20 protein-coding genes and 1 riboswitch are annotated in these 21,251 nt (G+C 72.6%); of the genes, 11 read left to right on the plus strand and 9 right to left on the minus strand.

The features are described 5' to 3' along the window. Positions 1-212 precede the first annotated feature (212 nt). The 4 genes from ACWGIG_RS01115 (at position 213) to ACWGIG_RS01130 (ending at position 5,834) form a co-directional block, all read left to right on the plus strand. Positions 213-1,688 carry a hypothetical protein gene (locus tag ACWGIG_RS01115; protein WP_453319358.1) on the plus strand — a complete coding sequence of 492 codons (1,476 nt, stop codon included), beginning with the start codon at positions 213-215 and terminating at the stop codon, positions 1,686-1,688. A gap of 176 nt (positions 1,689-1,864) precedes the next feature. Further along, a complete protein-coding gene (locus tag ACWGIG_RS01120) occupies positions 1,865-3,103 on the plus strand; it encodes an AAA family ATPase (protein WP_453319441.1) in 1,239 nt (412 codons plus the stop codon). A gap of 80 nt (positions 3,104-3,183) precedes the next feature. Then, positions 3,184-4,449 carry a vWA domain-containing protein gene (locus tag ACWGIG_RS01125; RefSeq protein WP_453319359.1) on the plus strand — a complete coding sequence of 422 codons (1,266 nt, stop codon included), beginning with the start codon at positions 3,184-3,186 and terminating at the stop codon, positions 4,447-4,449. A gap of 110 nt (positions 4,450-4,559) precedes the next feature. Further along, positions 4,560-5,834 (plus strand): APC family permease, encoded by a 1,275-nt coding sequence (locus ACWGIG_RS01130; protein ID WP_453319360.1) that lies wholly within the window; start codon positions 4,560-4,562, stop codon positions 5,832-5,834. A gap of 87 nt (positions 5,835-5,921) precedes the next feature. Here the strand turns inward: ACWGIG_RS01130 and ACWGIG_RS01135 are convergent, their stop codons facing one another. Continuing rightward, entirely contained in the window at positions 5,922-6,227 is a 306-nt protein-coding gene (locus ACWGIG_RS01135) for a PadR family transcriptional regulator (protein ID WP_453319361.1), read from the minus strand. 50 nt (positions 6,228-6,277) lie between these two features. Then, positions 6,278-6,802 carry a PadR family transcriptional regulator gene (locus ACWGIG_RS01140; RefSeq protein ID WP_453319442.1) on the minus strand — a complete coding sequence of 175 codons (525 nt, stop codon included), beginning with the start codon at positions 6,800-6,802 and terminating at the stop codon, positions 6,278-6,280. Between the two features lie 119 nt (positions 6,803-6,921). Here ACWGIG_RS01140 and ACWGIG_RS01145 point away from each other — a divergent pair, with 119 nt between their 5' ends. Then, positions 6,922-7,728 (plus strand): alpha/beta fold hydrolase, encoded by an 807-nt coding sequence (locus tag ACWGIG_RS01145; protein WP_453319362.1) that lies wholly within the window; start codon positions 6,922-6,924, stop codon positions 7,726-7,728. Here the strand turns inward: ACWGIG_RS01145 and ACWGIG_RS01150 are convergent. The 3 genes from ACWGIG_RS01150 to ACWGIG_RS01160 form a co-directional block, all read right to left on the minus strand. Next, a complete protein-coding gene (locus tag ACWGIG_RS01150) occupies positions 7,617-8,537 on the minus strand; it encodes a DUF3626 domain-containing protein (protein WP_453319363.1) in 921 nt (306 codons plus the stop codon). The genes ACWGIG_RS01145 and ACWGIG_RS01150 overlap by 112 nt on opposite strands. A 67-nt stretch (positions 8,538-8,604) precedes the next feature. Next, positions 8,605-9,411: an inositol monophosphatase family protein gene (locus ACWGIG_RS01155; protein ID WP_453319364.1), complete on the minus strand. Its 807-nt coding sequence runs from the start codon at positions 9,409-9,411 to the stop codon at positions 8,605-8,607. Positions 9,412-9,463: 52 nt separating this feature from the next. Next, positions 9,464-10,069: a TetR/AcrR family transcriptional regulator C-terminal ligand-binding domain-containing protein gene (locus ACWGIG_RS01160; RefSeq protein ID WP_453319365.1), complete on the minus strand. Its 606-nt coding sequence runs from the start codon at positions 10,067-10,069 to the stop codon at positions 9,464-9,466. A gap of 153 nt (positions 10,070-10,222) precedes the next feature. Here ACWGIG_RS01160 and ACWGIG_RS01165 point away from each other — a divergent pair, with 153 nt between their 5' ends. Then, the gene (locus ACWGIG_RS01165) at positions 10,223-11,710 is read left to right on the plus strand and encodes an MFS transporter (RefSeq protein ID WP_453319366.1); all 1,488 of its coding nucleotides are present in this window, start codon (positions 10,223-10,225) and stop codon (positions 11,708-11,710) included. Between the two features lie 34 nt (positions 11,711-11,744). Here ACWGIG_RS01165 and ACWGIG_RS01170 read toward each other — a convergent pair whose 3' ends face one another. Both ACWGIG_RS01170 and ACWGIG_RS01175 read right to left on the minus strand, forming a co-directional pair. Further along, on the minus strand, positions 11,745-12,890 hold the full coding sequence (locus ACWGIG_RS01170) for a winged helix DNA-binding domain-containing protein (protein ID WP_453319367.1): 1,146 nt from the start codon (positions 12,888-12,890) through the stop codon (positions 11,745-11,747). A gap of 2 nt (positions 12,891-12,892) precedes the next feature. Further along, a complete protein-coding gene (locus tag ACWGIG_RS01175; RefSeq protein WP_453319368.1) occupies positions 12,893-13,651 on the minus strand; it encodes a TetR/AcrR family transcriptional regulator in 759 nt (252 codons plus the stop codon). Between the two features lie 121 nt (positions 13,652-13,772). Here ACWGIG_RS01175 and ACWGIG_RS01180 point away from each other — a divergent pair, with 121 nt between their 5' ends. From ACWGIG_RS01180 to ACWGIG_RS01195, 4 genes are all read left to right on the plus strand, one after another. Then, the gene (locus ACWGIG_RS01180; RefSeq protein WP_453319369.1) at positions 13,773-15,029 is read left to right on the plus strand and encodes an MFS transporter; all 1,257 of its coding nucleotides are present in this window, start codon (positions 13,773-13,775) and stop codon (positions 15,027-15,029) included. Between the two features lie 110 nt (positions 15,030-15,139). Next, a riboswitch (cobalamin riboswitch) is annotated at positions 15,140-15,283 on the plus strand. A 225-nt stretch (positions 15,284-15,508) separates the two neighbouring features. Beyond that, entirely contained in the window at positions 15,509-16,525 is a 1,017-nt protein-coding gene (locus ACWGIG_RS01185; RefSeq protein ID WP_453319443.1) for a FecCD family ABC transporter permease, read from the plus strand. Then, positions 16,525-17,304 (plus strand): ABC transporter ATP-binding protein, encoded by a 780-nt coding sequence (locus ACWGIG_RS01190; RefSeq protein WP_453319370.1) that lies wholly within the window; start codon positions 16,525-16,527, stop codon positions 17,302-17,304. The genes ACWGIG_RS01185 and ACWGIG_RS01190 overlap by 1 nt, the downstream gene beginning before the upstream one ends. 14 nt (positions 17,305-17,318) lie before the next feature. Next, the gene (locus ACWGIG_RS01195) at positions 17,319-18,335 is read left to right on the plus strand and encodes an ABC transporter substrate-binding protein (RefSeq protein ID WP_453319371.1); all 1,017 of its coding nucleotides are present in this window, start codon (positions 17,319-17,321) and stop codon (positions 18,333-18,335) included. Between the two features lie 15 nt (positions 18,336-18,350). Here the strand turns inward: ACWGIG_RS01195 and ACWGIG_RS01200 are convergent, their stop codons facing one another. Together ACWGIG_RS01200 and ACWGIG_RS01205 are read right to left on the minus strand one after the other, a co-directional pair. Next, entirely contained in the window at positions 18,351-18,917 is a 567-nt protein-coding gene (locus ACWGIG_RS01200; protein WP_453319372.1) for an HPP family protein, read from the minus strand. A 226-nt stretch (positions 18,918-19,143) separates the two neighbouring features. Beyond that, on the minus strand, positions 19,144-20,400 hold the full coding sequence (locus ACWGIG_RS01205) for an LCP family protein (protein WP_453319373.1): 1,257 nt from the start codon (positions 20,398-20,400) through the stop codon (positions 19,144-19,146). A 270-nt stretch (positions 20,401-20,670) separates the two neighbouring features. On the opposite strand from ACWGIG_RS01205, the gene thpR reads away from it, so the two are divergent. Further along, a complete protein-coding gene (gene thpR / locus ACWGIG_RS01210) occupies positions 20,671-21,249 on the plus strand; it encodes an RNA 2',3'-cyclic phosphodiesterase (RefSeq protein WP_453319374.1) in 579 nt (192 codons plus the stop codon). Positions 21,250-21,251 lie beyond the last annotated feature (2 nt).

Genomic DNA, 21,251 nt, shown 5'->3' on the forward strand with positions numbered 1-21,251 from the left:
TCGGCGGGCGCGGGCACCCTGTGCGCCCGGCCGCCGGCGGGGGCCCCGGCGCGCGGGGGCGGCCCGGGCCCCACGGCATTCCCTCCGCGGGCCGCCCGTTCGCCGCCGGTCAAAAGACCTGGCGGTTCCGGAGCCGGGCGGGCTATGCTCCCCGCGATGACGACTCCAGTGATGAACAGATTGGGGGACCCGTCCGCGCAAGGTGAGTGCTGATGCTCACTGAGACCGCGAACAGGGCTTCCCCGCAACCTTCCTTCAAGGCTTTCCCGCAACCTTCCTTCTGGCGGCGCGTACGCGAGTTCGCCGTGCCGCCGTCCATGATCGAGACTGCGACCGCCCGCCGCCGCGAAGGCGACTGGGCAGGGGCGTGCGCCGCCGCAGCCATCGACGTAGACCTTCAACTGCGCGCCGTGGCGCATGCGTACGGCCAGGAGACCGCCGCCCGGATACGGGACGACCTCCGCGCCCTCGCGCCCGACCTGCTGCGCTGGCACATGCCGAGGATCGCCCCCGACGGGCTGCTGCGGCCGGGGCTGACCGTTTCCCTGGCCAGGTACGGGGACTTCGGCGCAGGGGCGCTCCATCTCGTCGTGCGGACCCCGCCGGCCTGGGCGGACGCCGGACAGCGGATGAGCCTGGCGCTGTGGGACGGATCCCACGGTACGGGCGACCGCTGGCGGTATCCGCACCCGCACCCCCATCCCGGTCGACGGTTCAGGCTCGATCTGCACCGTCATCTGTGGGACGTGCGCAGGGCCGACGAGTTGCCGCTCCGGGCGGGGTCGGGGGTGGCTCCCGAGCCGTCGGACGTCCTGCCGGACGGGCACCGCTGTGCCGTCGACCGGTGGGCGGCCGAGGCGCGGATCCTGCTGCTGGCCGACGGGCTGACCAGTACGGATGCCGTGCGCGTACGGGTCGGGGGGCGGCAGTTGCTCCTGGAGCCGGACGGGGACGAGCGCGCGCAGGCTCCCCGGATCTCGGAGGTGACCGCCGGACGCGGCACCCCGCGGTCCGTGCCCGCCTCGCTGCCTCTGCTTCCCGACGCGGCGACCTGGATGCTGCCCGACCTCGAACTGCTGCGTACCGGTGCGATCGAGGCCGACCGCCTGCATCCGCTGGTCTCCTCGGCGCTGGCACCGTTGATGCCGCGGGACCATTCGGCGCGGACACCGGATGCGGCCTCGGGCGCTCCCCCGGACCGGGGGACCGGGGATCCGCACCTGGTGGACTGCCGGGGAGCCCGGCACCGGATCGGGCTGGTCGACGGCGTACTGGCCGCGCTGGACCACGACCCCGGCGAGATCCGCCGCGAGGAACTGCTGGCCGCGCTCACCGGCACTCCACTGCCCTGCTTCCAGGCCATCGACGAGGCACACCGCAATCCGCACTGCCTCACGGGAGTTCGCGAACGTCTGGACCACGGTGACATCGCCGGCGCGCTGGCCGTCGTCGAGGGCCTGATCGGCCCCGGCGCGCTGATGCGCAACGGCCCGCTGCGGGACGAACTGGAAGCTGCCGCCCGTCGGCGGATCTCGTACGGACTGTTCAGGGCCGGCCTGGCCGGCGGCGGAAGCGGAAACGGCAGCGGTTCCGGCTCCGGAACCGGCCGGATCAGCCCACTCCGCACAAGGCCCGGCCGCTATCCGGTCCCGGACCGCATCCCCCACCCCCGCCACGCCCGCCGCTGACCCCCGGCCGGGCGCAACTCCTGCTGCCCCGCCGCACCACGGGCGCTTCCGCCGACCTCGCTCGCCTCACACACCCCGCTCGCCTCACACACCCCGCTCACCCCGCACCCACCCGCCCCGCCTCACACCCAAGGTGATCAAGCTTGACCACATACGCTCCGTTCTCCGCCCTCGACATCGACTCCACCGCCGACGCCGCCACCTCCCAACTCGGCGTAGCTGCCGACCTGTTGGCCCTCCTCAGGGACACCACCACCGAGCCCCGTCCCGATACCCAGCTCGAAGCGCTCACCCTCGCCGTCGCCGCCGACCTGCCCGTACTCCTCTGGGGCGAGCCCGGCATCGGCAAGACCGCCGCCCTCACCCAGCTCGCCGCGTCCCTCGATCTTCCCCTCACCACGGTCATCGCCAGCGTGCACGAGCCGTCCGACTTCTCCGGGCTGCCCGTCGTCGGCGACGATCCCGCCGTGCAGGGCGTTCCGATGGCTCCGCCGGACTGGGCCGTGCGGCTCGTGCGCGCCGGACGGGGGCTGCTGTTCCTGGACGAGCTGTCCACCGCGCCGCCCGCCGTGCAGGCCGCCCTCCTCCGCCTCGTACTGGAACGCCGCATCGGCTCCCTCCAACTGCCGCCGGACGTGCGGATCGTGGCCGCCGCCAATCCGCGTTCCTCGGCGGCCGACGGCTGGGAGCTCAGCCCGCCGCTCGCCAACCGGTTCGTACACCTCCAGTGGACGCACGACCACGAAGTCGTCGTACGGGGCCTCGGCGGTACGTGGCCCCGCGCCGGCCTCCCCCAACTGGACCCGCAGCGGCTCGCGGAGGCCGTGACCTTCGCCCGGCGCGCGGTCTGCGGGCTGCTCGCCGCCCGCCCCACGCTCGTACACCGGCTGCCCACCAGCGAGACCCGCAGGGGCGGGCCGTGGCCGTCGCCGCGCAGCTGGGAGATGACCCTGTGTCTCATCGCCTTCGCGACCGCGGCGGGATCGGACCGCGACGTACTGTCGCAGCTGGTCAGGGGGACGGTGGGGGACGGCCCCGGGCTGGAACTGCTGGCCGCCATCGACCGGATGGACCTGCCGGATCCGGAGATGCTGCTCGCCGACCCGGCCGCCGCCGAACTGCCCGAGCGCGGGGACCTGCGGCAGGCTGTGCTCGACGGCGTGGTGGCCGCGGTGCGCAACCGGCCCGAGCGGGCCCGGTGGGACGCGGCGTGGGCACTTCTCGTACGGGCGATGGAGACCGGCGCCCCCGACCTGGTGGTCGTCCCCGCGACGACCCTCGCCACACTGCGCCAACAGGACTGGGACGTACCGGAGTCGATCGAGCGGCTCGCGGGCGCGGTGAAGCTGTCGCAGCGGGCGGACCGCGCCGCGGGCCGGGTCGCGGCCACCGCACAGGCGGGGGCGGGCCGATGAGTACGCAGGTACAGGAAGGGCCGATGCGTACGCACGTACCGGAAGGGCCGATGAGTGCGCAGGTACAGCAGGATGGGCCGATGAGTACGTACGTACAGGAGGGCGCGCCGGGCATCGGAGCCCTGGGCCTCGACCTCGACAAGCTCTTCGCCGCCCGTCTGCAGGCCGCCCGCGCCCGCCCTTACCTGGCGACCGCGCTCTTCGCCCTGCACACCGTGGCCTCCCGGTCCGTACCCACGATGGCCGTCGACCGGCACTGGCGCTGCTACGCGTCACCGGGGTTCGTGGACCGCACACCGGTCGAGGACCTCGCGGGCATCTGGGTGCACGAGGTGTCCCACCTGCTGCGCGACCACCACGGACGCAGCGACCGGGTCGCGAAGCAGCGCGGACTGACCGGCCCTGCGGAGCGGCTGCGGATGAACATCGCCGCGGACTGCGAGATCAACGACGACGCGTTCGGCGACGGGCTGGCCAAGCCCGAAGGCGCCGTCGACCCGCAGTCGCTGGGCCTCTCCGACGGCGAGCTCATGGAGGACTACCTGCGCCAGTTCCGCCTCGGCCCACGCACCCACCACCTGTCCTGGCTGGACTGCGGCAGCGGCGCCGACGGTCTGGAACGCGAGTGGGACCTGGGCCCGGACGGTGCGCACGGCCTCAGTGCTCAGGAACAGGACGCGGTCCGCTTCCGCGTCGCCCAGGGCATGAAGGCCCGCCCGGGGAGCACCCCGGAGGGCTGGCGCCGCTGGGCGGAACAGGCCTTCCACCCGCCGCAGCCCTGGCGGGACCTGCTGGGTGCGGCACTCCGGGCCGCCACCTCCGGATCGGGTGCGGGCGAGGACTACTCCTACGGCCGCCCCTCCCGCCGCTCGGCCGGTCTGCCCGGCGTCGTCCTGCCCAGCCTGCGCCGCCGCCCGCCCCACGTCTCCGTCGTCATCGACACGTCCGGCTCGGTCAGCGACACCGAACTGGGCAGCGCCCTGCTCGAAGTGGCCGCGATCTCCCGTGCGGTGGGCGGCAGGCGCGACCTGATCAAGGTGCTGTCCTGCGACGCGGCGGCCCGCGTCGCCCACCCGCTGTGCCGCGCCGAGGGCATCGAGCTGGTGGGCGGCGGCGGTACGGACCTGCGCACCGGCTTCGCCGCGGCACTGCGCACGCACCCCCGCCCGGACGTCATCGTGGCCCTGACCGACGGCCAGACCCCCTGGCCGGGCAGCAGGCCCCCTTGCCGGACGGTGGTCGGCCTCTTCAACCGCCGGTTCGGATCCGCCTCGTGGAACGAGAACGACCCGGACTACGTACCGGACATCCCGCCGGACTGGGCCCGGGTCGTGAACATCGGCTGAACACCGGCCGCACCAGCGGTACTTCCCGGCGCCGACCGTGCCGCTTCAGATATCGTGAGCCGATATCGGATCCCATAACGAGGTGCGTCACGCACCGGAGGAGCGAGCTCATGTCGAACGCGCCCACTTCTGCGGGGCTGCCGGACGAGCTGCGGCGGCGCCTCGGGGTGACAGACGCCGTGGTGATCGGCCTGGGGTCGATGATCGGTGCGGGGATCTTCGTCGCGCTGGCGCCCGCGGCCCGGGCGGCGGGCTCGGGGCTGCTGATCGGGCTGGCGCTGGCGGCCGTGGTGGCCTACTGCAACGCGACGTCCTCGGCCCGGCTGGCCGCCCGCTACCCGGCGTCCGGCGGCACCTATGTCTACGGTCGCGAGCGGCTGGGCGAGTTCTGGGGGTACTTGGCCGGGTGGGCGTTCGTGGTCGGCAAGACCGCCTCGTGCGCGGCGATGGCGCTGACCGTCGGTTCGTACGTCTGGCCGGGGCAGGCACACGCCGTGGCGGTCGCCGCGGTGGTGGCACTGACCGCGGTCAACTACACGGGCGTGCAGAAGTCCGCGCTGCTGACCCGGATCGTCGTGGCCGTGGTCCTGGCGATGCTCGCCGTGGTGGTCGTGACGTGCCTGACGTCCGGCCCGGCGGACGCGACCCGGTCGGCCACGGGCTCCGACGCCACCTTCACAGGGGTGCTGCAGGCGGCCGGCCTGCTGTTCTTCGCGTTCGCCGGCTACGCCCGCATCGCGACCCTGGGCGAGGAGGTCCGCGATCCGGCCCGCACCATTCCACGGGCCGTCCCGATCGCGCTGGGCATCACACTCGTCGTCTACGCGCTCGTGGCCGTCGCGGTCCTGGCGGTGCTGGGTCCGCAGCAACTCGGCGCGGCGGCGGCGCCGTTGTCGGACGCGGCGAGGGCCGCAGGGGCCGACTGGCTGGTGCCGGTGGTGCGCGTCGGTGCGTCGGTGGCCGCGCTCGGCTCGCTGCTCGCGCTGATCCTCGGCGTTTCCCGCACCACCTTGGCGATGGCCCGCGACCGGCACCTTCCGCACGCACTGGCCGCCGTCCACCCCAAGTTCCAGGTCCCGCACCGGGCGGAGCTGGTCGTGGGCGCGGTGGTCGCCGCGGTGGCGGCGACGGCGGACGTGCGCGGAGCGATCGGCTTCTCCTCGTTCGGCGTGCTGGCGTACTACGCCATCGCCAACGCCGCTGCCTGGACCCTGACTCCGGCCGAAGGACGCCCGGCCCGGATCATTCCGCTCGCCGGTCTGGCCGGCTGCCTGCTCCTGGCCTTCGCCCTGCCGGAGGCCTCGGTCGTCACGGGCGCCGCGGTGCTGGCTGCGGGCGCGGCCGTGTACGGGGTACGGCGCGGGTCGGCGAGCCGCAGGGCGTAGGACCGGGCCCCGGACCTGCACCCGGAGCTGCACCCGGAGCTGCACCCGGACCTGGTCCCTGACTTGCTCCCGGACCTGCTCCCGGACTTACGGAGCCTCGCCGCCGAGGACCTCGCGGGCCAGCTCCCTGAGCGCCCGGCGGTCCTCGGCCAGGGCCTCCCGGCCGGCCCCGGTCGCCGCGTAGACCCTGCGGGCCCGGCCGTCGACCACCTGCTGCTCGGAGACGAGCAGTCCGTCCGCCTCAAGGCGGTGCAGGGTCGGATAGAGGGTGCCGGGGCTGATCCGGTAGCCGTGCCGGGCGAGCTCCTCGGTCATCCACGCGCCGTGGATCTCCTGCGCGGCAGCGTGGTGGAGGATGTGCAGCCGCACCGCCGCCCGCTGGAATTCCCGCATGCCGGGCACCCCCTTGGAAGTAGTGACGAAACCGATATCGGCTTCCGATGCTACGTGTCGAGGGAGGCCAGGGTGTCGCGCAGCCAGGCCAGTTCGGCCCGGCTGGTGGCCCGGGCGATGGTGAGGACGCCGCGTCGGAAGGGATCCGCCAACTCCTCGGCACGCAGCGGGCGTTCCCCGTCGTAGAAGAAGCTGGCCGGTTCCTCCAGGAAGTCGAGCCGGCGCCGCAGCACGCCGGCCTGCTCCCGGGGTGCGTCCAGGTGCCGCAGGAATGCCAGCACGGTGAACCAGCGGTTCTCGTCGGTGATGTCGGACCTGGCGGGTTCCCGCAGCCTGTGCCGCAGCTCGGTGCGGCCCTCCTCGGTGAGGGTGAGGACGTGCCGTGGCGCCGCCGCGGATCCGGGTTGCGTCTCGCGGGCGAGGAGTCCCGCCTTCTCCAGCCGTTTGATGGCCGGGTACAGGGTGCTCTCCGCGACCGGCCGCACGTGTCCGGTCAGCGCCGTGATGCGTTTGCGCAGTTCGTAGCCGTGCAGGGGGGCGTCGTAGAGGAAACCGAGGATGGCGAGCTCCAGCATGCCCTCATTCTGGCGCACGCCGACGGCTGCGTCATACATCGAGTACGTAGTACTACGTGAGCGATGTATGGTCGCGGAGGATCGACGGGATCCGAACCGGAAGACGGAGGGCAGGCCCCATGCAACAGGCGACGTTCCACGCAGAGAGCTGTATCCGCTGGACCGAGGTCGACGGGGCGGGGCCCGCGCGGGTGTACGTGCACGGGCTCGGCTCGGCCTCGACGGTGTACCACGCGCACATCGCGGCCAGGGCCGAACTGGCCGGGCGGCGCTCGCTCTTCGTCGACCTGCCGGGACACGGCATCAGCGACAGGCCCGCGGACTTCGGCTACACGCTGGAGGAGCACGCGGACGCTCTCGCCGCGGCCCTCGACGCGGCAGGGGTGGCAGGGGCCGAGATCGTCGGGCACAGCATGGGCGGCGCGGTCGCGGTCGTCCTCGCCCACCGGCGGGGCGACCTCGTCTCGCGCCTCGTCGTCACGGAGGGCAACCTCGACCCGAATCCGCCGGCCGCGGCGGGCAGCAGCGGCATCGCGGGCTGCACCGAGGACGAGTTCGTGACGGGCGGCGGCCATGCGCGCGCACTGGCGAAGGTCGGCCCCCTGTGGGCGGCCACGATGCGCCTCGCCGACCCCCTCGCCCTGCACCGATGCGCCGTGGGGCTCGTACGCGGCACCCGGCCCACCGTGCGCCACATGCTGGAGGAGCTGAAGACCGACCGGGTGTACGTCCAGGGCTCACGCAGCGGCGAACTCCCGGGCGAGGACGCTCTGGTGGCCGCGGGTGTACGGGTCGTCCACGTGCCCGAGGCGGGTCACAACGTCATGTTCGACAACCCGGCGGCGTTCGCGGCGGCCGTCGGCGGCTCCGTGGCGGTGGGGGAGTCCGGGGGAGGGCCCGTGGGGGAGCCGAAGCGGGCCAGGTAGTGCCAGACCTTCTTGACGGACTGGGGGTCGTGGCGGCCGGTGTTCGCGGCGGCTCCGACGATACGGGGGTCGAGGTGGCCGTCCTCGGCGATCTCGGCGCCGAGGTCCACGTACTCCTGGCCCCGGTATTCCGGGTGGCGGCGCAGGTCCGCGACGCCGAGGCGCAGGCCCGGGTGCCACTCGACGGGGAACGGAAGCCGGCGGGCGTCGGCCTCCACCGCCGTGCCGCGGAAGCTCGGGTCCAGGACCAGGGCCTCGACGTCGTGGTCGAGTCTGACGGGGCCGTGCACCTGGGCCTCGATGTAGTCGTCGAGCGCGTCCTGGTGGTCGGCCTCGGCGAGCTCGATGAGTGACATCCGCGCGGCGACACCGAAGTCCGAGGGCTCGGTGAAGCTGTCCGGGTAGCAGAACGTGGCCCGGGCGAGGCTCTGCCCGGTCAGCCGGAGATGGGCCGAGCCGAAGCGCGGCGCCGCACCGACGGCCTGCTGCCGGAAGTTCAACGCGCCGTAGACCGGGCGCTCTTGGGCCGGGGCGTGGTCGTACGCGCCGCCGAAGATGCGGCTCTCCCAGCGCCACCTGTCGCCGCCCGGGCGGGCCGTCAGCCCTCCGTTGCTGGTGCCCGTGACGAATTGGGGGAGGTACGTCCCGTCCTCCGCCAGCTTCTCCAGGATCGGCCGCCCGCCGGTCAGGCGGTCCGGGTGGAAGTTGAGCGTGATGCGCAGCCGGGGGTCGAGCGGCCCGCCCGAAGACAGGGCTCCGACGTGGCGGAGCGCGTGCTGCTGCGAGGGTCGGGGCACGTCGGAGCTCATGGTGGGAGTGTGCCGCAGGGGGCGGTGGAGGTGCAGCCGGATTCTTCGGCAGGCGCGGTGGCTTCGGTCAGGATCCGTCGTGCGGGAGCCGGTGCCCGGCCGGCTTCAGCAGGGTGGCGTGGGTCTGCTGGTCGGCCGCCACGATCAGGCCGCCCGTGCTTGCGTCGAGCGGGCGCCCGTCGATGCCGGTCACCACGCAGCCTGCGGCCTCACACAGGGCGATACCGGCCGCGAAGTGCACGCTGTCGCGCAGATCGCCGCCGTCCGTGAGGTACGCGGCCCGTCGGCCGGCGGCGACCCAGGCCAGGGCCAGGGTGGTGGAGACGACGCGTGGCCTGAAGTGCTCGGCGAATTCGGGGGAGTTGAGGAGGCCGGCGGCCCGGAAGCCCGGTGCGTGGGGGAACGGCGGATCGAGGTTGAGGTCCACCAGACGGGAGGCCGACGAGGGGGTCAGCTCCTCGTCCGCGCCGTTCCGGCGGACCCGGGCGCGTACGCCGTCGGTCCAGAAGACCTCGTCGGAGAACGGGTCGGCAGCCGCGGCCGCCGCGATGTCGGAATCCACCCGGAGGGAGACGTTCACCGCGACCAGCATGGTGTGCACGGCGTAGTTGAGCGTGCCGCACAACGGGTCGACCAGCCATCTGCGCCGTGCGCCGTCCGCGCCGGTGTGGCCGCTCTCCTCGCCGGTCACGGCATCGTCGGGCCGTGCGGCGCGCAGGACGTCGAGGATGGTCCGCTCCGCCGCGAGGTCGGCGGCCGTCGCGAAGTCACCGGCGGACTTCTCGACCCGCGCCATCGCCGTCCCGTACATGTCGCGCACCACGGCCGCACCCGACTGGGCAGCTACCAGGGCAAGTTGAGCGTCGTCAGTCATGGCAGTGATCCTTTCATCCCCCGGATCTCGCAGGCGTAGCGGCGCCGTGCCGTCAGCTCATCGCCCCCGCCCGTGCAGCCGCCACCGCCGCAGCCGCCGCGCGGTCCGCCGCCGTCTCGTCCAGTGGTTCGCCGGTGTTGAGGAAGGCGTAGTAGAGGGGTGCGGACACGGCGGCGACCACCCGGCGCGGATCGGTCCCGGCCGGCAGTTCGCCGCGTTCGACCGCGTCGGTGACGCAGCCCGCCCACTCGGTGATGCGTACGGCGTAGAAGCGGTGCAGGGCCCGGGCGGCCTGGTCGTTGCAGAGGGAGGCGGCGATCAGGGACTTGAAGAGGCGGCCCTGACGGGGGTCGGTGAGGGTCCTGACGACGAGGCGGGCGTTCTCCCGGAGATCCTTCTCCGCGCTGCCGGTCCTGGCGCGGGGGAGGGACTGTTCGGCCATGTCGTCGAGCAGGTCGGCGGCGAGGGCGCCCGGGGTGCCCCAGCGCCGGTAGACGGTCGTCTTGCCGACCCCCGCGATACGGGAGATCTCCGCCAGGTCGAGGGCGGTGAAGCCGTGCTCCGCGAGGAGGTCGCCCGCCGTGCCGAGGACCGCCTCGCGCACGCGGGCGGTGCGGCCTCCGGGACGGACGGTGCCGGGTGCGGTGGGTTCCGTCATGGCTGGCTCCTTCGGCAGAGGGGGCGTGCGAGGGGTGCGCACATACGAGAAGTCTAATCGGAACTGGGGTTCCCTTACGAGAGGCGAGGGTGCTACTTTCTTCGACGTAACGGAACTCCAGTCCCGTTTAAGTGATCGGAAGGAATCTCCGCCATGTCCAGAACCACCACTGCGCCTGCACCGGCCGACGCCGCCGAAGCCCGGCCCGGCACTCGGCCCGAGCGCCTCACCGGCAACCTCAAGGTGGTCCTCGCCGTCCTCCTCATCGCCCAGTTCATGCTCGCCGTCGACTTCTCGATCCTGAACGTGGCGCTGCCCGCCATCGGCGACGGCCTCGGCTTCTCCCTCTCCCACCTCCAGTGGATCGCCACCTCCTTCGCGCTGAGCGCCGCCGGCTTCACCCTCTTCTTCGGCCGCATCGGCGATCTCATCGGCCGCAGGCGGATCTTCCTCGCCAGCATCGGACTGCTCGGCCTGTCGTCCCTGGTCGGCGGTCTCGCCACCAGCCCCGAAGTGCTCCTCGTCGCCCGCGTCGCCCAGGGCCTGGCCACCGCCGCCGCCACTCCGGCCGGCCTCGCCCTGCTCACCACCGCCTTCCCCGAGGGGCCGCTGCGGCAGAAGGCGCTCGGGCTCAACGGGGCGCTGATGTCGGCCGGGTTCACCACCGGAGCCGTCCTCGGCGGCGTACTCACCGATCTGCTCTCCTGGCGCTGGGCGTTCTTCATCAACGTGCCCGTCGCCGTCGGCGTCCTGCTCGTCGCACCCGCCGTCATCAAGGAGTCCCGTCCCGCCGACCGCCCGAAGATGGACCTTCCCGGCGCGCTCTCGGTCACCCTCGGCCTGCTGAGCATCGTCTACGGACTGACCCAGGCCGGCGAACACGGCTGGACCCACCCCGTCGCCCTCGCGGGACTGCTCGTGGGCGCCGTACTCCTCTTCGTCTTCCACCTCGTCGAGCGCAGGGCGGCCCAGCCGCTGGTCCCGCTGCACGTCCTGAAGAAGCCGACCGTGGCGTGGGGCAACGTGCTCGGCCTGCTCGCCTTCGTCACCGAGACCTCCCTCGTCTACCTCCTCACCCTCTACATGCAGAAGACCCTCGGCTTCTCCGCCCTCACCGCGGGCATCTCCTTCGGAGTCCTGGGCCTGGGCACCGTCGTCGGCGGCATCTTCGCCTCGAAGGTCATCTCCCGCACCTCCACCCTGACCGCGCTGGTCGCCGGCGGGCTGCTCCAGGCCGCCTTCACCGCGATCCTGCTCCTGCTCGGGCCGACCTCCGCCTCCATGGGCCTGCTGCTGCCCGCCACCTTCCTGGGCGGCGTCGGCAACATGCTCGTCATCGTCGGCTTCATGGTCACCGCCACCACCGGCCTCCCCGACCGCGAACAGGGCCTCGCCACCGGCCTGGCCAGCATGTCCCAGCAGGTCGGCATCACGATGGGCACCCCGATCATGTCCGCGATCGTCGCCGCCACGACGGCGGGAGCCGTCACCGCGGGGGCGATCCTCGACGGCGTGAGCGTCGCCATCGCCGTCAATGCGGCACTCGTACTCGTCGGAGTCCTCATCGCCGCAGTGTTCCTGCGTACGAGCCGTACGAGCCGTACGAACGGTACGGAGCAGCGCCAGGCCGTCGGCGCGTGACGGGGCGCAGAGCAGCAGGGCGTCCACGCCCGGCTCACTGCCCCGGCAGCAGCCGGGTCCGCGCGTCGGGGAGTTTGGCCCACCAGTGGTGGTACCGGCTGTAGACACGGGGCTCGCGGTCGGCCAGCAGGGCCGTCAACGACCGCACTTCCACGGCGAGTTGCTCCCACTGCTCGGGCGGCAGCTCGTGGAAGGCCGTGACTTCGATGCCGCCGTCGGACGGCCGCCACACCCCGGCCACGTAACCGTCGACCAGCAGGGTGGGCAGCACGTCGCCGTTGTTGCGGATGACCAGCCGCCGGTAGTCCGGCGGGATGATCCGGCTGCGGTCGGCGTACGCCAGCAGGCTGCTGTCCCACATGGCCATGAGGCGCGGCGGGGCCGGTGTGTCACCCGGCGGGCGCGGCGCACCGGGGACGTCGAACAGGGCGGTGCCGTCCGGCCCTTCGAGCTGCTCGACCGCGTCACCGAGCGCCTGCAGCGCCTGACGTACGGGAGTGCGCCCCACCAGGGTGAACTGGGCCACGTCCGCCACCGACGCCGGGCCGAATCCGGCCAGATAGCGCAGTACGAGCGCCTGCAGCGACTCCGGCATCACCTCGCGGCCCGCGGGCATCGGGGGCGTACCCGCGGCGACGTACGACGGCCGGGCGCCGAACGACCACGGCCCGCCCGCCGGCGCGTGAAGCAGCGGCGCACAGGCCCGCAGCCCCCACCACGCCCCGGTCTTCAGGTCCGCACCCACCCGTTCCCCGACCCAGGCCTCCAGCTCGGCGGCCTTCCGGGGCCGGTCCGCGAACTCAAGCAGCTCCGGTACGAGCCGGTCGCAGTCGGCGGGAGTGAGGCCCGTGGCGGCGAAGCGGTCGCCGAGGCGCGCGGCGCGCAGCGTCGGCCGCATCGCCTCGCGGAACACCTGGTAGTCCTCGGCCAGCACCGCGTGCAGCGTGAGCCGCAGCAGGGTCGCCTTGACGACCGCACGCCCGGTGAACGCGGCGTCCAGGTCGGCGGGGGCGAAACCGCTGAGCCGGTTCCACAGCGCGAGATACGGCGAGGGCGCGTGCTGCGCCTGGAGCGCGACAATCTGTCTGAGCGCGTCCTCGACGCTCAACGGCTGCCGTTCCAGGAGGAGTTGGCGGTGGAGTGTGGCCCGGTTGAGGTCGCGTGCGGTGATCGTCGGCATGCTCAGGATTGTGCCTCGTCCAAGGCGGTGCGTGCGGCGATCCCCTCGGTGAGGAGGCTGAGGGAGAACTCGAACTGGGCGTCGGGGGAAGGAGGCTTCAGCTTGCCGAGCCGGTTCAGGTGGGGGAGCTCGACCTCCGGCTTCGGGTCCGCATCCCCCTCCGGGCGCAGCCAGGACGGTGGCAGGCGTTCCAGGTCCTCGGGGTCCAGGTGTGCGGGCGGGCGGTCGTGGAGGACGTCCTGGAACTCAACGAATCCCACCACGTGCCGGATCGTCTCCATGCAGGCGTAGTACGCGTCCTCCAGCGGCAGCCCGATCCGCACGAAGAACCCGATCAGCGCGTCCACGTTGCGCAGCATCACCGGGTGCCTGGCCCTCGTGATGTTCTCGCTCAGCGCGAGGGTGGTCATGCCGGGGTGGCGCCGGTAGTGCGCGCGCAGGTCCCGGCAGAAGGCACGCAGGCTGTCCCGCCAGAGCCCGGGGGCGGCGGACAGCTCCGGCGGGTGCCAGTCGGACTCGAACAGCTCGGCGGCGAGGGTGATCAGGTCGCGCCGGTCCTCGACGTAGTTGTACAGCGCGCGGGGCGAGACGCCCAGGTCGGCCGCGAGCGAGCGCATCGTCAGCTCGGCCGGGCCCCGGCGGCCCAGGAACTCCAGCGCGGCCCGCCCGACCGCATCGCGGGTCAGGGTGGCGCGCCCCTTGCGGTGGGTCGGCCGGCGCCGGGCCGTACCCGCGTGCTGGGTTTCGTCGTCGCTGCTCATCGGGGAACGAGGCTAGCAAGCCCTTGAACTTCACACCCGTTGACTTTAAGAGGGCCGATCGACAGAGTGGCCGACCAAGGGTCACCTAACTCCACCCCAACTCCCCTTCCTGGAGCCGCTCATGTCCCGGGCACGCCCCGCCACGGCCATAGCCATGGACCTCTCCCCGCTACGCGAAAGCAGAGACTTCCGGCTGCTGTACGCCGGATTCCTCGGCGCACTGTTCGGCACGCTGATGACCAGCGTGGCGGTGGCCTGGCAGATCTACGAGCTCACCGGATCCGCCGCCCACGTCGGCCTGGTCAGCCTCGCCAGGGCCTTCCCGCTGGTGGTCGGCGTGCTCGTCGGCGGCGTACTGGCGGACCGTCTCGACCGTCGGACGCTGATGCTCGCCACCCGGCTCCCACTGACCCTCGTCGCAGCCGCGCTGGCGGTCAACGCGCTCCTGGCCGACCCGTACGTCTGGCTCATTTACCTCTGCACCGGCCTGACCGGACTCTTCGCCGGACTCGGCGGCCCGGCCATGCTCGCGGCCATCCCCGCCCTCGTCGGCACCGAACGCCTCGCCGCGGCAGGCGCGTTGACGTCCGCCTCCACCCAGCTGGCGGCCCTGCTCGGTCCGGCCGTCGGCGGTCTGCTCGTCGCGGGTCCGGGGCTCGCCGCCTGCTTCGCCGTCGACGCGGTCGGCTTCCTCGCCTTCTCGCTGGCGCTGCTGTTCGTACGGCCGCTGCCTCCCGCCGCCACCGCCGGCACGGGCAAGGGGGTCAGGCAGTCGTTCGCCGCCGTCGCGGACGGCGTGCGGTACGTGCGGGGGCACCGCCTCATCGTCGGCCTGCTCCTCATCGACGCCGCGGCGATGGTCTTCACGATGCCGCAGGCGCTCTACCCGGTCCTGGCCGACCAGCAGTTCGGCGGCGGCCCCGGAGTCGTCGGGCTGCTGTACGCGGCTCCCGCGCTCGGCGCCCTGGTCGGCGCGGCCACCAGCGGCTGGACCGGCCGGGCGGGCGGCCACGCGCTCATCGGCGCCGTACTGCTCTGGGGCCTCTCCCTCACCGGTTTCGGCGCGACCTCCCTCCTTCCCCTCGCCCTGCTGCTGCTCGCCCTCGCGGGACTCGGCGACCTGATCTCCGAGACCCTGCGCTCCGCCCTCCTCCAGCACGGCACGCCGGACGCACTCCGCGGTCGGGTCAGCAGCCTCTGGATGGTCCAGGCCTCGGTCTCCCCGGCCCTCGGCAACGCGGGCCTCGGCTTCCTCGCCGAACTCACCACCGCCCGCACCGCGGTGATCACCGGCGGCCTGGTCTGCGTCGCCGCCACGCTCGCGGTGGCCGCCGCCTTCCCGGCCCTCCGCGGGGCGACTCTCGCCGAGCCGTCCTGACACCGCGGGGGCCGGGGCAGCACACGGCGGGGGCCGGGGCGGCAGACCGTGAGGGCCGGGGCGGCACACGGCGGGGCCGGGGCGGCAGACGGCGGGGGCCGGGGCGGCTCGGCCTTCGCCCCGACGGCCGACCCGTTAAGCTACAGGCGCCCCGCGGGGGAAGCCGGTCGAATTCCGGCGCTGACCCGCAACGGTGGGCGGAGCGAACTCCACGCTCCGCAAGCCCGATTACCCGCGGCGGTGAAGGCTCCTGACAATTCGCCGTGGACTGCGAGAGGTGCTGCACAGGGCGCCCCGCGTCCCGGGCCGCTGCTTCCGGCGCGCAGCGCACGGCCCGAGGCGAAAGCGAACCGCCCGTGGCCACATCCTTCGCCCATGCCCATGACGCCCATGCCCACGATGCCGACGGCCACGCCCGCGTCGGCACCGGTGACAGCGCCGGGGCCGGTCCCGCGCCACCCCGGCGTGCGTCCGTACCGCTGCTCGTCATCGCCCTGGGGACCGCCCTCCTGCTCTCCCTCGTCTGCGGGGCGGGCATCGGGGCGTCCGGGCTCACCTGGGGCGAGGTGCTGCGGTATCTGTGGGCCGGACTGAGCGGCGGGACGATATCCGCCGAGCAGGTCCCGACGTACACCATCGTCTGGGAACTGCGCTTCCCGCGCGCCGTGCTGGCCGCCGTCGTCGGGGCGGGTCTGGCCGGCATCGGCGTCGCCGCACAGGCCATGGTGCGCAACGCACTCGCCGATCCGTTCGTCCTCGGGATCTCGTCGGGTGCGGCCGTCGGCGCCAACGCCGTGCTGCTTTTCGGGGCGCTCGGGGCGCTCGGCGTCTGGGCGCTGTCCGCGGCGGCCTTCGGCTCCGCGCTCCTGGCGATGGTGCTGGTGTACGCGATCGCCCGCACGCCGCGCGGGCTGACGCCGCTGCGGCTCGTGCTGACCGGGACGGCGATGTTCTACGGCTTCTCGGCGATCACCACGTTCATGGTCTTCGCCGCCGAGCGCGGCGAGGCGGCCCGCTCCGCGATGATGTGGCTGCTCGGCAGCCTCGGCGGCGCCAACTGGGCCTCCGTACCGATCGCCGCCGCAGCCGTGATCGGCGGGCTCGCCCACCTCATGTGGTCCGCGCGCCGGCTGAACGCCCTCGCGATGGGCGACGAGACCGCCGCCTCGCTCGGCGTGGACGCGGGACGGCTGCGCAAGGAGCTGTTCCTGGTGACCGCGGCCGTCACGGGCTGCGTGGTCGCGGTCAGCGGGGCGATCGGCTTCGTCGGCCTGATGGTCCCGCACGCCGTACGCATGCTGGTCGGCGCCGACCACCGGCGGCTGCTCGCCGTCGCCCCGCTCATGGGCGCGGTCCTGCTGGTCTGGGTGGACATCCTGTCCCGCACGGTGCTCGCCCCCGTGGAACTCCCGGTCGGCGTACTCACCGCGGCCATCGGCGTGCCGTGCTTCGTCCTGCTGATGCGCCGCAATTCGTACAGCTTCGGAGGCGTGTGATGCGTATCGACATCGAGGACCTGACCGTCGAGATCGCCGGTGCGCGCCTCGTCGAGGACGTCGTGCTGCACGCCGGTGACGGGCAGCTCGTCGGGCTCGTCGGCCCCAACGGCAGTGGAAAGTCAACCCTGTTGCGCTGTGTCTACCGGGCGCTGCGGCCCGCCGGCGGGACCGTCCGCCTCGACGGCGACGACCTGCACGCGATGACCGCGCGCGAAGGCGCCCGGCGGCTGGCCGCGCTGCCCCAGGAAGCGGTCGCCGAGTTCGACTTCACGGTCACCGAGGTCGTGGAGATGGGACGGCTGCCGCACCAGCGGTCGGTGGCCCGGACCAGCGACGAGGACCGGCAGGTGTGCGCGAGCGCGCTCGCCGGGGTGGGCGCCGCCCACCTCGCGGGGCGCGGCTTCCTCACCCTCTCCGGCGGCGAGAGGCAGCGCGTCCTGATCGCCCGCGCGCTCGCCCAGCAGCCGCGGGTGCTCGTCCTCGACGAGCCCACCAACCACCTCGACATCGCCCAGCAGCTGGATGTGCTCGCCCTGGTGCGCGGCAGCGGGCTGACCGTGCTCACCGCACTGCACGACCTCAACCTCGCGGCCCTCCACTGCGACCTGCTGTACGTCATCGACGCGGGGCGGATCGTCGCCCACGGCGCCCCGCACGACGTGCTCACGCCCGAGCTGCTGGCCGAGGTCTTCGGCGTACGGGCGCACCGCGTGCCGCACCCGGAGTCCGGCGCCGTACAGCTGCTCTTCGACCGCCTCCAGCCCGCCACTCCCTAAGGAACCACGGCCCCATGCGCACACGCCCCGCCGCCCTCGCCACCGTCGCCGCCCTCGCTCTCAGCGGCTGCGGCGCGCAGGTCACCCCGGCCGCCCACGACAAGGCCGCCGGAAGCCACTACCCCGTCACCGTCGAGAACTGCGGCGAGAAGAAGACCTACGCCAAGGCCCCGCAGCGCGTGGTCACCAACGACGTCGGCATCACCGAGATCATGTTCGCGCTCGGCCTCGAAGAGAACATGGCGGGCTTCGTGATGCCCGACGACAAGGGCGACCTGGACTCCGTCCCCTGGAAGGGCGGTTACAGCAAGGTCAAGTGGCTCTCGAAGAAGCAGATCAACAAGGAGATGGCCCTCGACGCCCGCGCCGACCTCGTCTTCGCGGGCTGGAACTACGGCTTCAACGAGGGCGAGGGCTTCACCCCCGCCGATCTCAAGAAGGTCGGCATCGACTCGTACCTGCTGAGCGAGTCCTGCCGCAACGGGCGGGGCGGCACGGCCCGCGGCGTGATGCCGCCGCTCGACGCGCTCTACACCGACCTGGGCAACCTGGGCCGGATCTTCGACGTGGAGGACCGCGCGGAGGCCCTCGTCGCGAAGTTCCGCAAGCAGGTGGCCGACGCGCAGGCCGGAGCCCTCAAGGGCGCCGACCGGCCGCGGGTCTTCCTGTACGACGGCGGGCAGGACAAGCCGTTCACCTCGGGTCTGTACGCCGCGCCGCACGACATCATCACCAGGGCGGGCGGCGACCACGTGATGAAGGACCTCAAGGACAGCTGGGCGACGGTGGGCTGGGAGACCGTCGTCGCACGCGACCCCGAGGTGATCGTGATCAACAACTACGGGGACACGACCGCCGAGCAGAAGCGGAAGTTCCTGAAGTCCTACCCGCCGCTCGCAGGCGTCTCCGCGGTCAAGAACGACCGGATCGTCGTCCTCGACTACGCGGAACTGGTGGAGAGCCCGCGCAACCCCGGCGCGATCGTCTCGCTCGCGGCCGACCTGAAGAAGCTCGGCGTGCCCCGTTCCTGAGGCCCGCCGGTCCGCCTACCACCAGTAGGCGGGGTACTTCGGTGCGTTGCGCCGCAGCCGGGAGGCGACGTACTCCGTCAGCACCACCAGCACGGCGGCCCCGATCAGCAGCGGTACGAACCTGGCCGGGGCCGGTGTCTGGAGCACGACGACCACGGTGGTGGCGCACGCGGGGGAGTGCGGGGTGCGCGCGAGCGTCATCAGCGCCAGGGTGAGCCCGGCCGCCACGGCAGCGGCCCAGGCGCTGCTGCCGACCGCCGCCAGTACGCCGTAGCCGACCGCGGCCCCCAGCAGATGGCCGACGACCACGCTGCGGGGCTGGGCCAGCGGCATGGTCGGCGCACTGTGCACGAGCGCGGCGCTGGCGGCGAGGGAGGGGATGAGTACGGGCTCGTGGATCGCCGCACCGATGCCGACGAGCCCCAGCAGAACGGCGGTGGCGACACCGACACTGTGCAGGGCGGCAGCGGGCGCCGGCCGTGCCGGAGCCCGGCCCGCGATCCTCCACCGGCGCGTCCCGGGCCCGGGTTCCGGCGGGACGGGGTGGTCGGACGCGGGACGCGGGGCGGCGTCGAGACTCATGGGGAGCGCATTTCACGTAGGGGCAGGCGTACGGACAGGGGTAGGCGTACGGACAGGGGCAGGCGTACGGAGGGTCGGCTCGAAAATCTATCCGCCGCCGTGACGCGGGTGGACACCAGGGCCCGAGGACGCCCAGGCTCGGGACACGGCTCGCCACGGAACACGGCGCCCGCAGTTGCTCGCGCTGCGGGACCCTACTTCCGGGCATGGACGACCTCTGACCGGTTCAGTTCCCCTTGACGATCTTGCCCGCGTCGACCTTGTCGCCCGCCGAGTTCTTGGTGACCGACTCGGGGATCGGCTTGTCCGCCCGGAGCGACGCCCAGAGCAGGTCGGACTGTTCCTTCAGCGGGACGACGCGGTCGTTGTCCTTGAGGTCGTAGTCGATGGGCAGAGTGATCATGTTCATGTTCTTCGGCTCGATGCCGGTGAGGCTGTTGGCGAAAGTGATCAGGGAGGTCACCGAGCTGAGCTGCGAGTCCGTGGTGAGCGTCTGGGTGGCGGTGTCGGCGAGGTCGTAGAGCTTCTTCGGGTTGCTGAAGATGCCGACGTCCTTGACCTGGTCCATCAGCGCCTTGACGAACGCCTGCTGGAGCTGGATGCGCCCCAGGTCGCTGCCGTCGCCCACGCTCTTTCGCGTACGGACGAGGCCGAGGGACTGCTCGCCGTTCAACCGGTTGGTGCCGGCCGGGAGGTCGAGCAGGCTCTTGGGGTCCTTGATCGCCTTGTTGGTGGTGACGGAGACGCCGCCGAGGGTGTCGACGAGCTTCTTGAAGCCGCTGAAGTCGACTTCCAGGTAGTGGTCCATGCGGATGCCGGACAGCTGCTCCGCGGTCTTCACCGCACAGACGGGCCCGCCGATCTCGAAGGCGGTGTTGAACATCTGCCGTTCGGCGGCCGGGCGGAGCTTGGTGCGGCCCTGGCACTCGGGGCGGGAGACCAGGGTGTCGCGCGGGATCGAGACGACGCTGGCCTTCTCGCTCCCCTTGTGGACGTGCATGATCATCGCGGTGTCGGAGCGTGCGTTGCCCACGTCCTTGCCGTACTTGTTGTTCTCGTCGCCCTGCCTCGAATCGGAGCCGAGCACCAGGATGTCGAGGGAACCGTTGTCGGTCTCCGGCGGCCTGCTGTTGCCCAGCGCGCCTTCGATGTCGACGCTCTTGAGGTTCCCGTCGAGCGTGAAGTACATCCAGCCGAGACCGACGCCGCCCACGAGCACCACACCGGCCAGGACCCGGACCACGATTCCGGCTCTGCTGCGAGGTCTGCGTTTCCCGCGGCGGTTCGCCGCACGTCCCCGGCCCCCGGACCGGGCGCGGCGGGCAGCGGCACGACCGCCGTACTCGGGGGTGGGCTCGTCACCGTGCGGGCTGTCCTGCCGGCCGGGGGCGGGCTGCTGAGCGCGCCGGCCACCGGTCTGTTTCCGGCGGTTGCCGGTGGACCGTATTCGGTCGTTCCGGTCGCTCCTGCCACGGTTGCCCATGTGATCCTCAACTCCTCGTGATGCCCGGGTACCCCCTGCCGCCATGGAACGGGGAATGGGAAAGTCGACTTTTCGCACACGTCCTGCGTCGGACGTCGACAGGTCAGACTTTCGAACATGCAGAAGGGTTGCACACGAAAAGGCCACACCGGCGTCCCCATGTGTCCATGTAAGGGGAAGCAAATTTTGCGCCCATCCGCAAGGTGCAAGACAAGGCAGGCAAAGGGGCCGGACGCTGCCGCACCACCCGCATACGGTACGAATTCCCATGTGACCGCACACCCTCGGCCCGCGACCGTTCGCGTCTTCGTCGCCCTCGCCCCGCCCGACGCAGCAAAGGAGGAACTCGAACAGGCACTGCGTCCCGCCTACGACGCGCACCCGCGCATGCGGTGGAACCGCATCGAGGACTGGCACATCACGCTGGCGTTCCTCGGCGAACTCCCGGTCGCCGCCGCCGCACTCCTGCGCCCGCCGCTCGCGGACCTCGCGGCGTCCCGGCCGCCCCTCACCCTGGCGCTGCGCGGCGGCGGGCACTTCGACGAACGGGTGCTGTGGAGCGGCGTCGACGGCGACCTCGGCGCACTGCACCTGCTCGCCGCCGAGGTGCGGGCCGTGGTCAAGGACTGCGGCATCCCCTTCGAGGACCGGCCGCTGCGCCCCCACCTGACCCTGGCCCGGGCCCGCCGCACCGACCCCACTGCCGCCGGTGAGGCCGCCGCCGGACTCACCGGCTTCACCGGCCGCCCCTGGCAGGCCGCACGCCTGCACCTGGTCGGCAGCAACATCGGCAGGGGCCCGGGGCCCATCCACTACCGGGACATCGAATCCTGGGCCTTCGGCGGGTGAGG

The sequence above is a fragment of the Streptomyces sp. NPDC054863 genome (genome assembly GCF_053610825.1).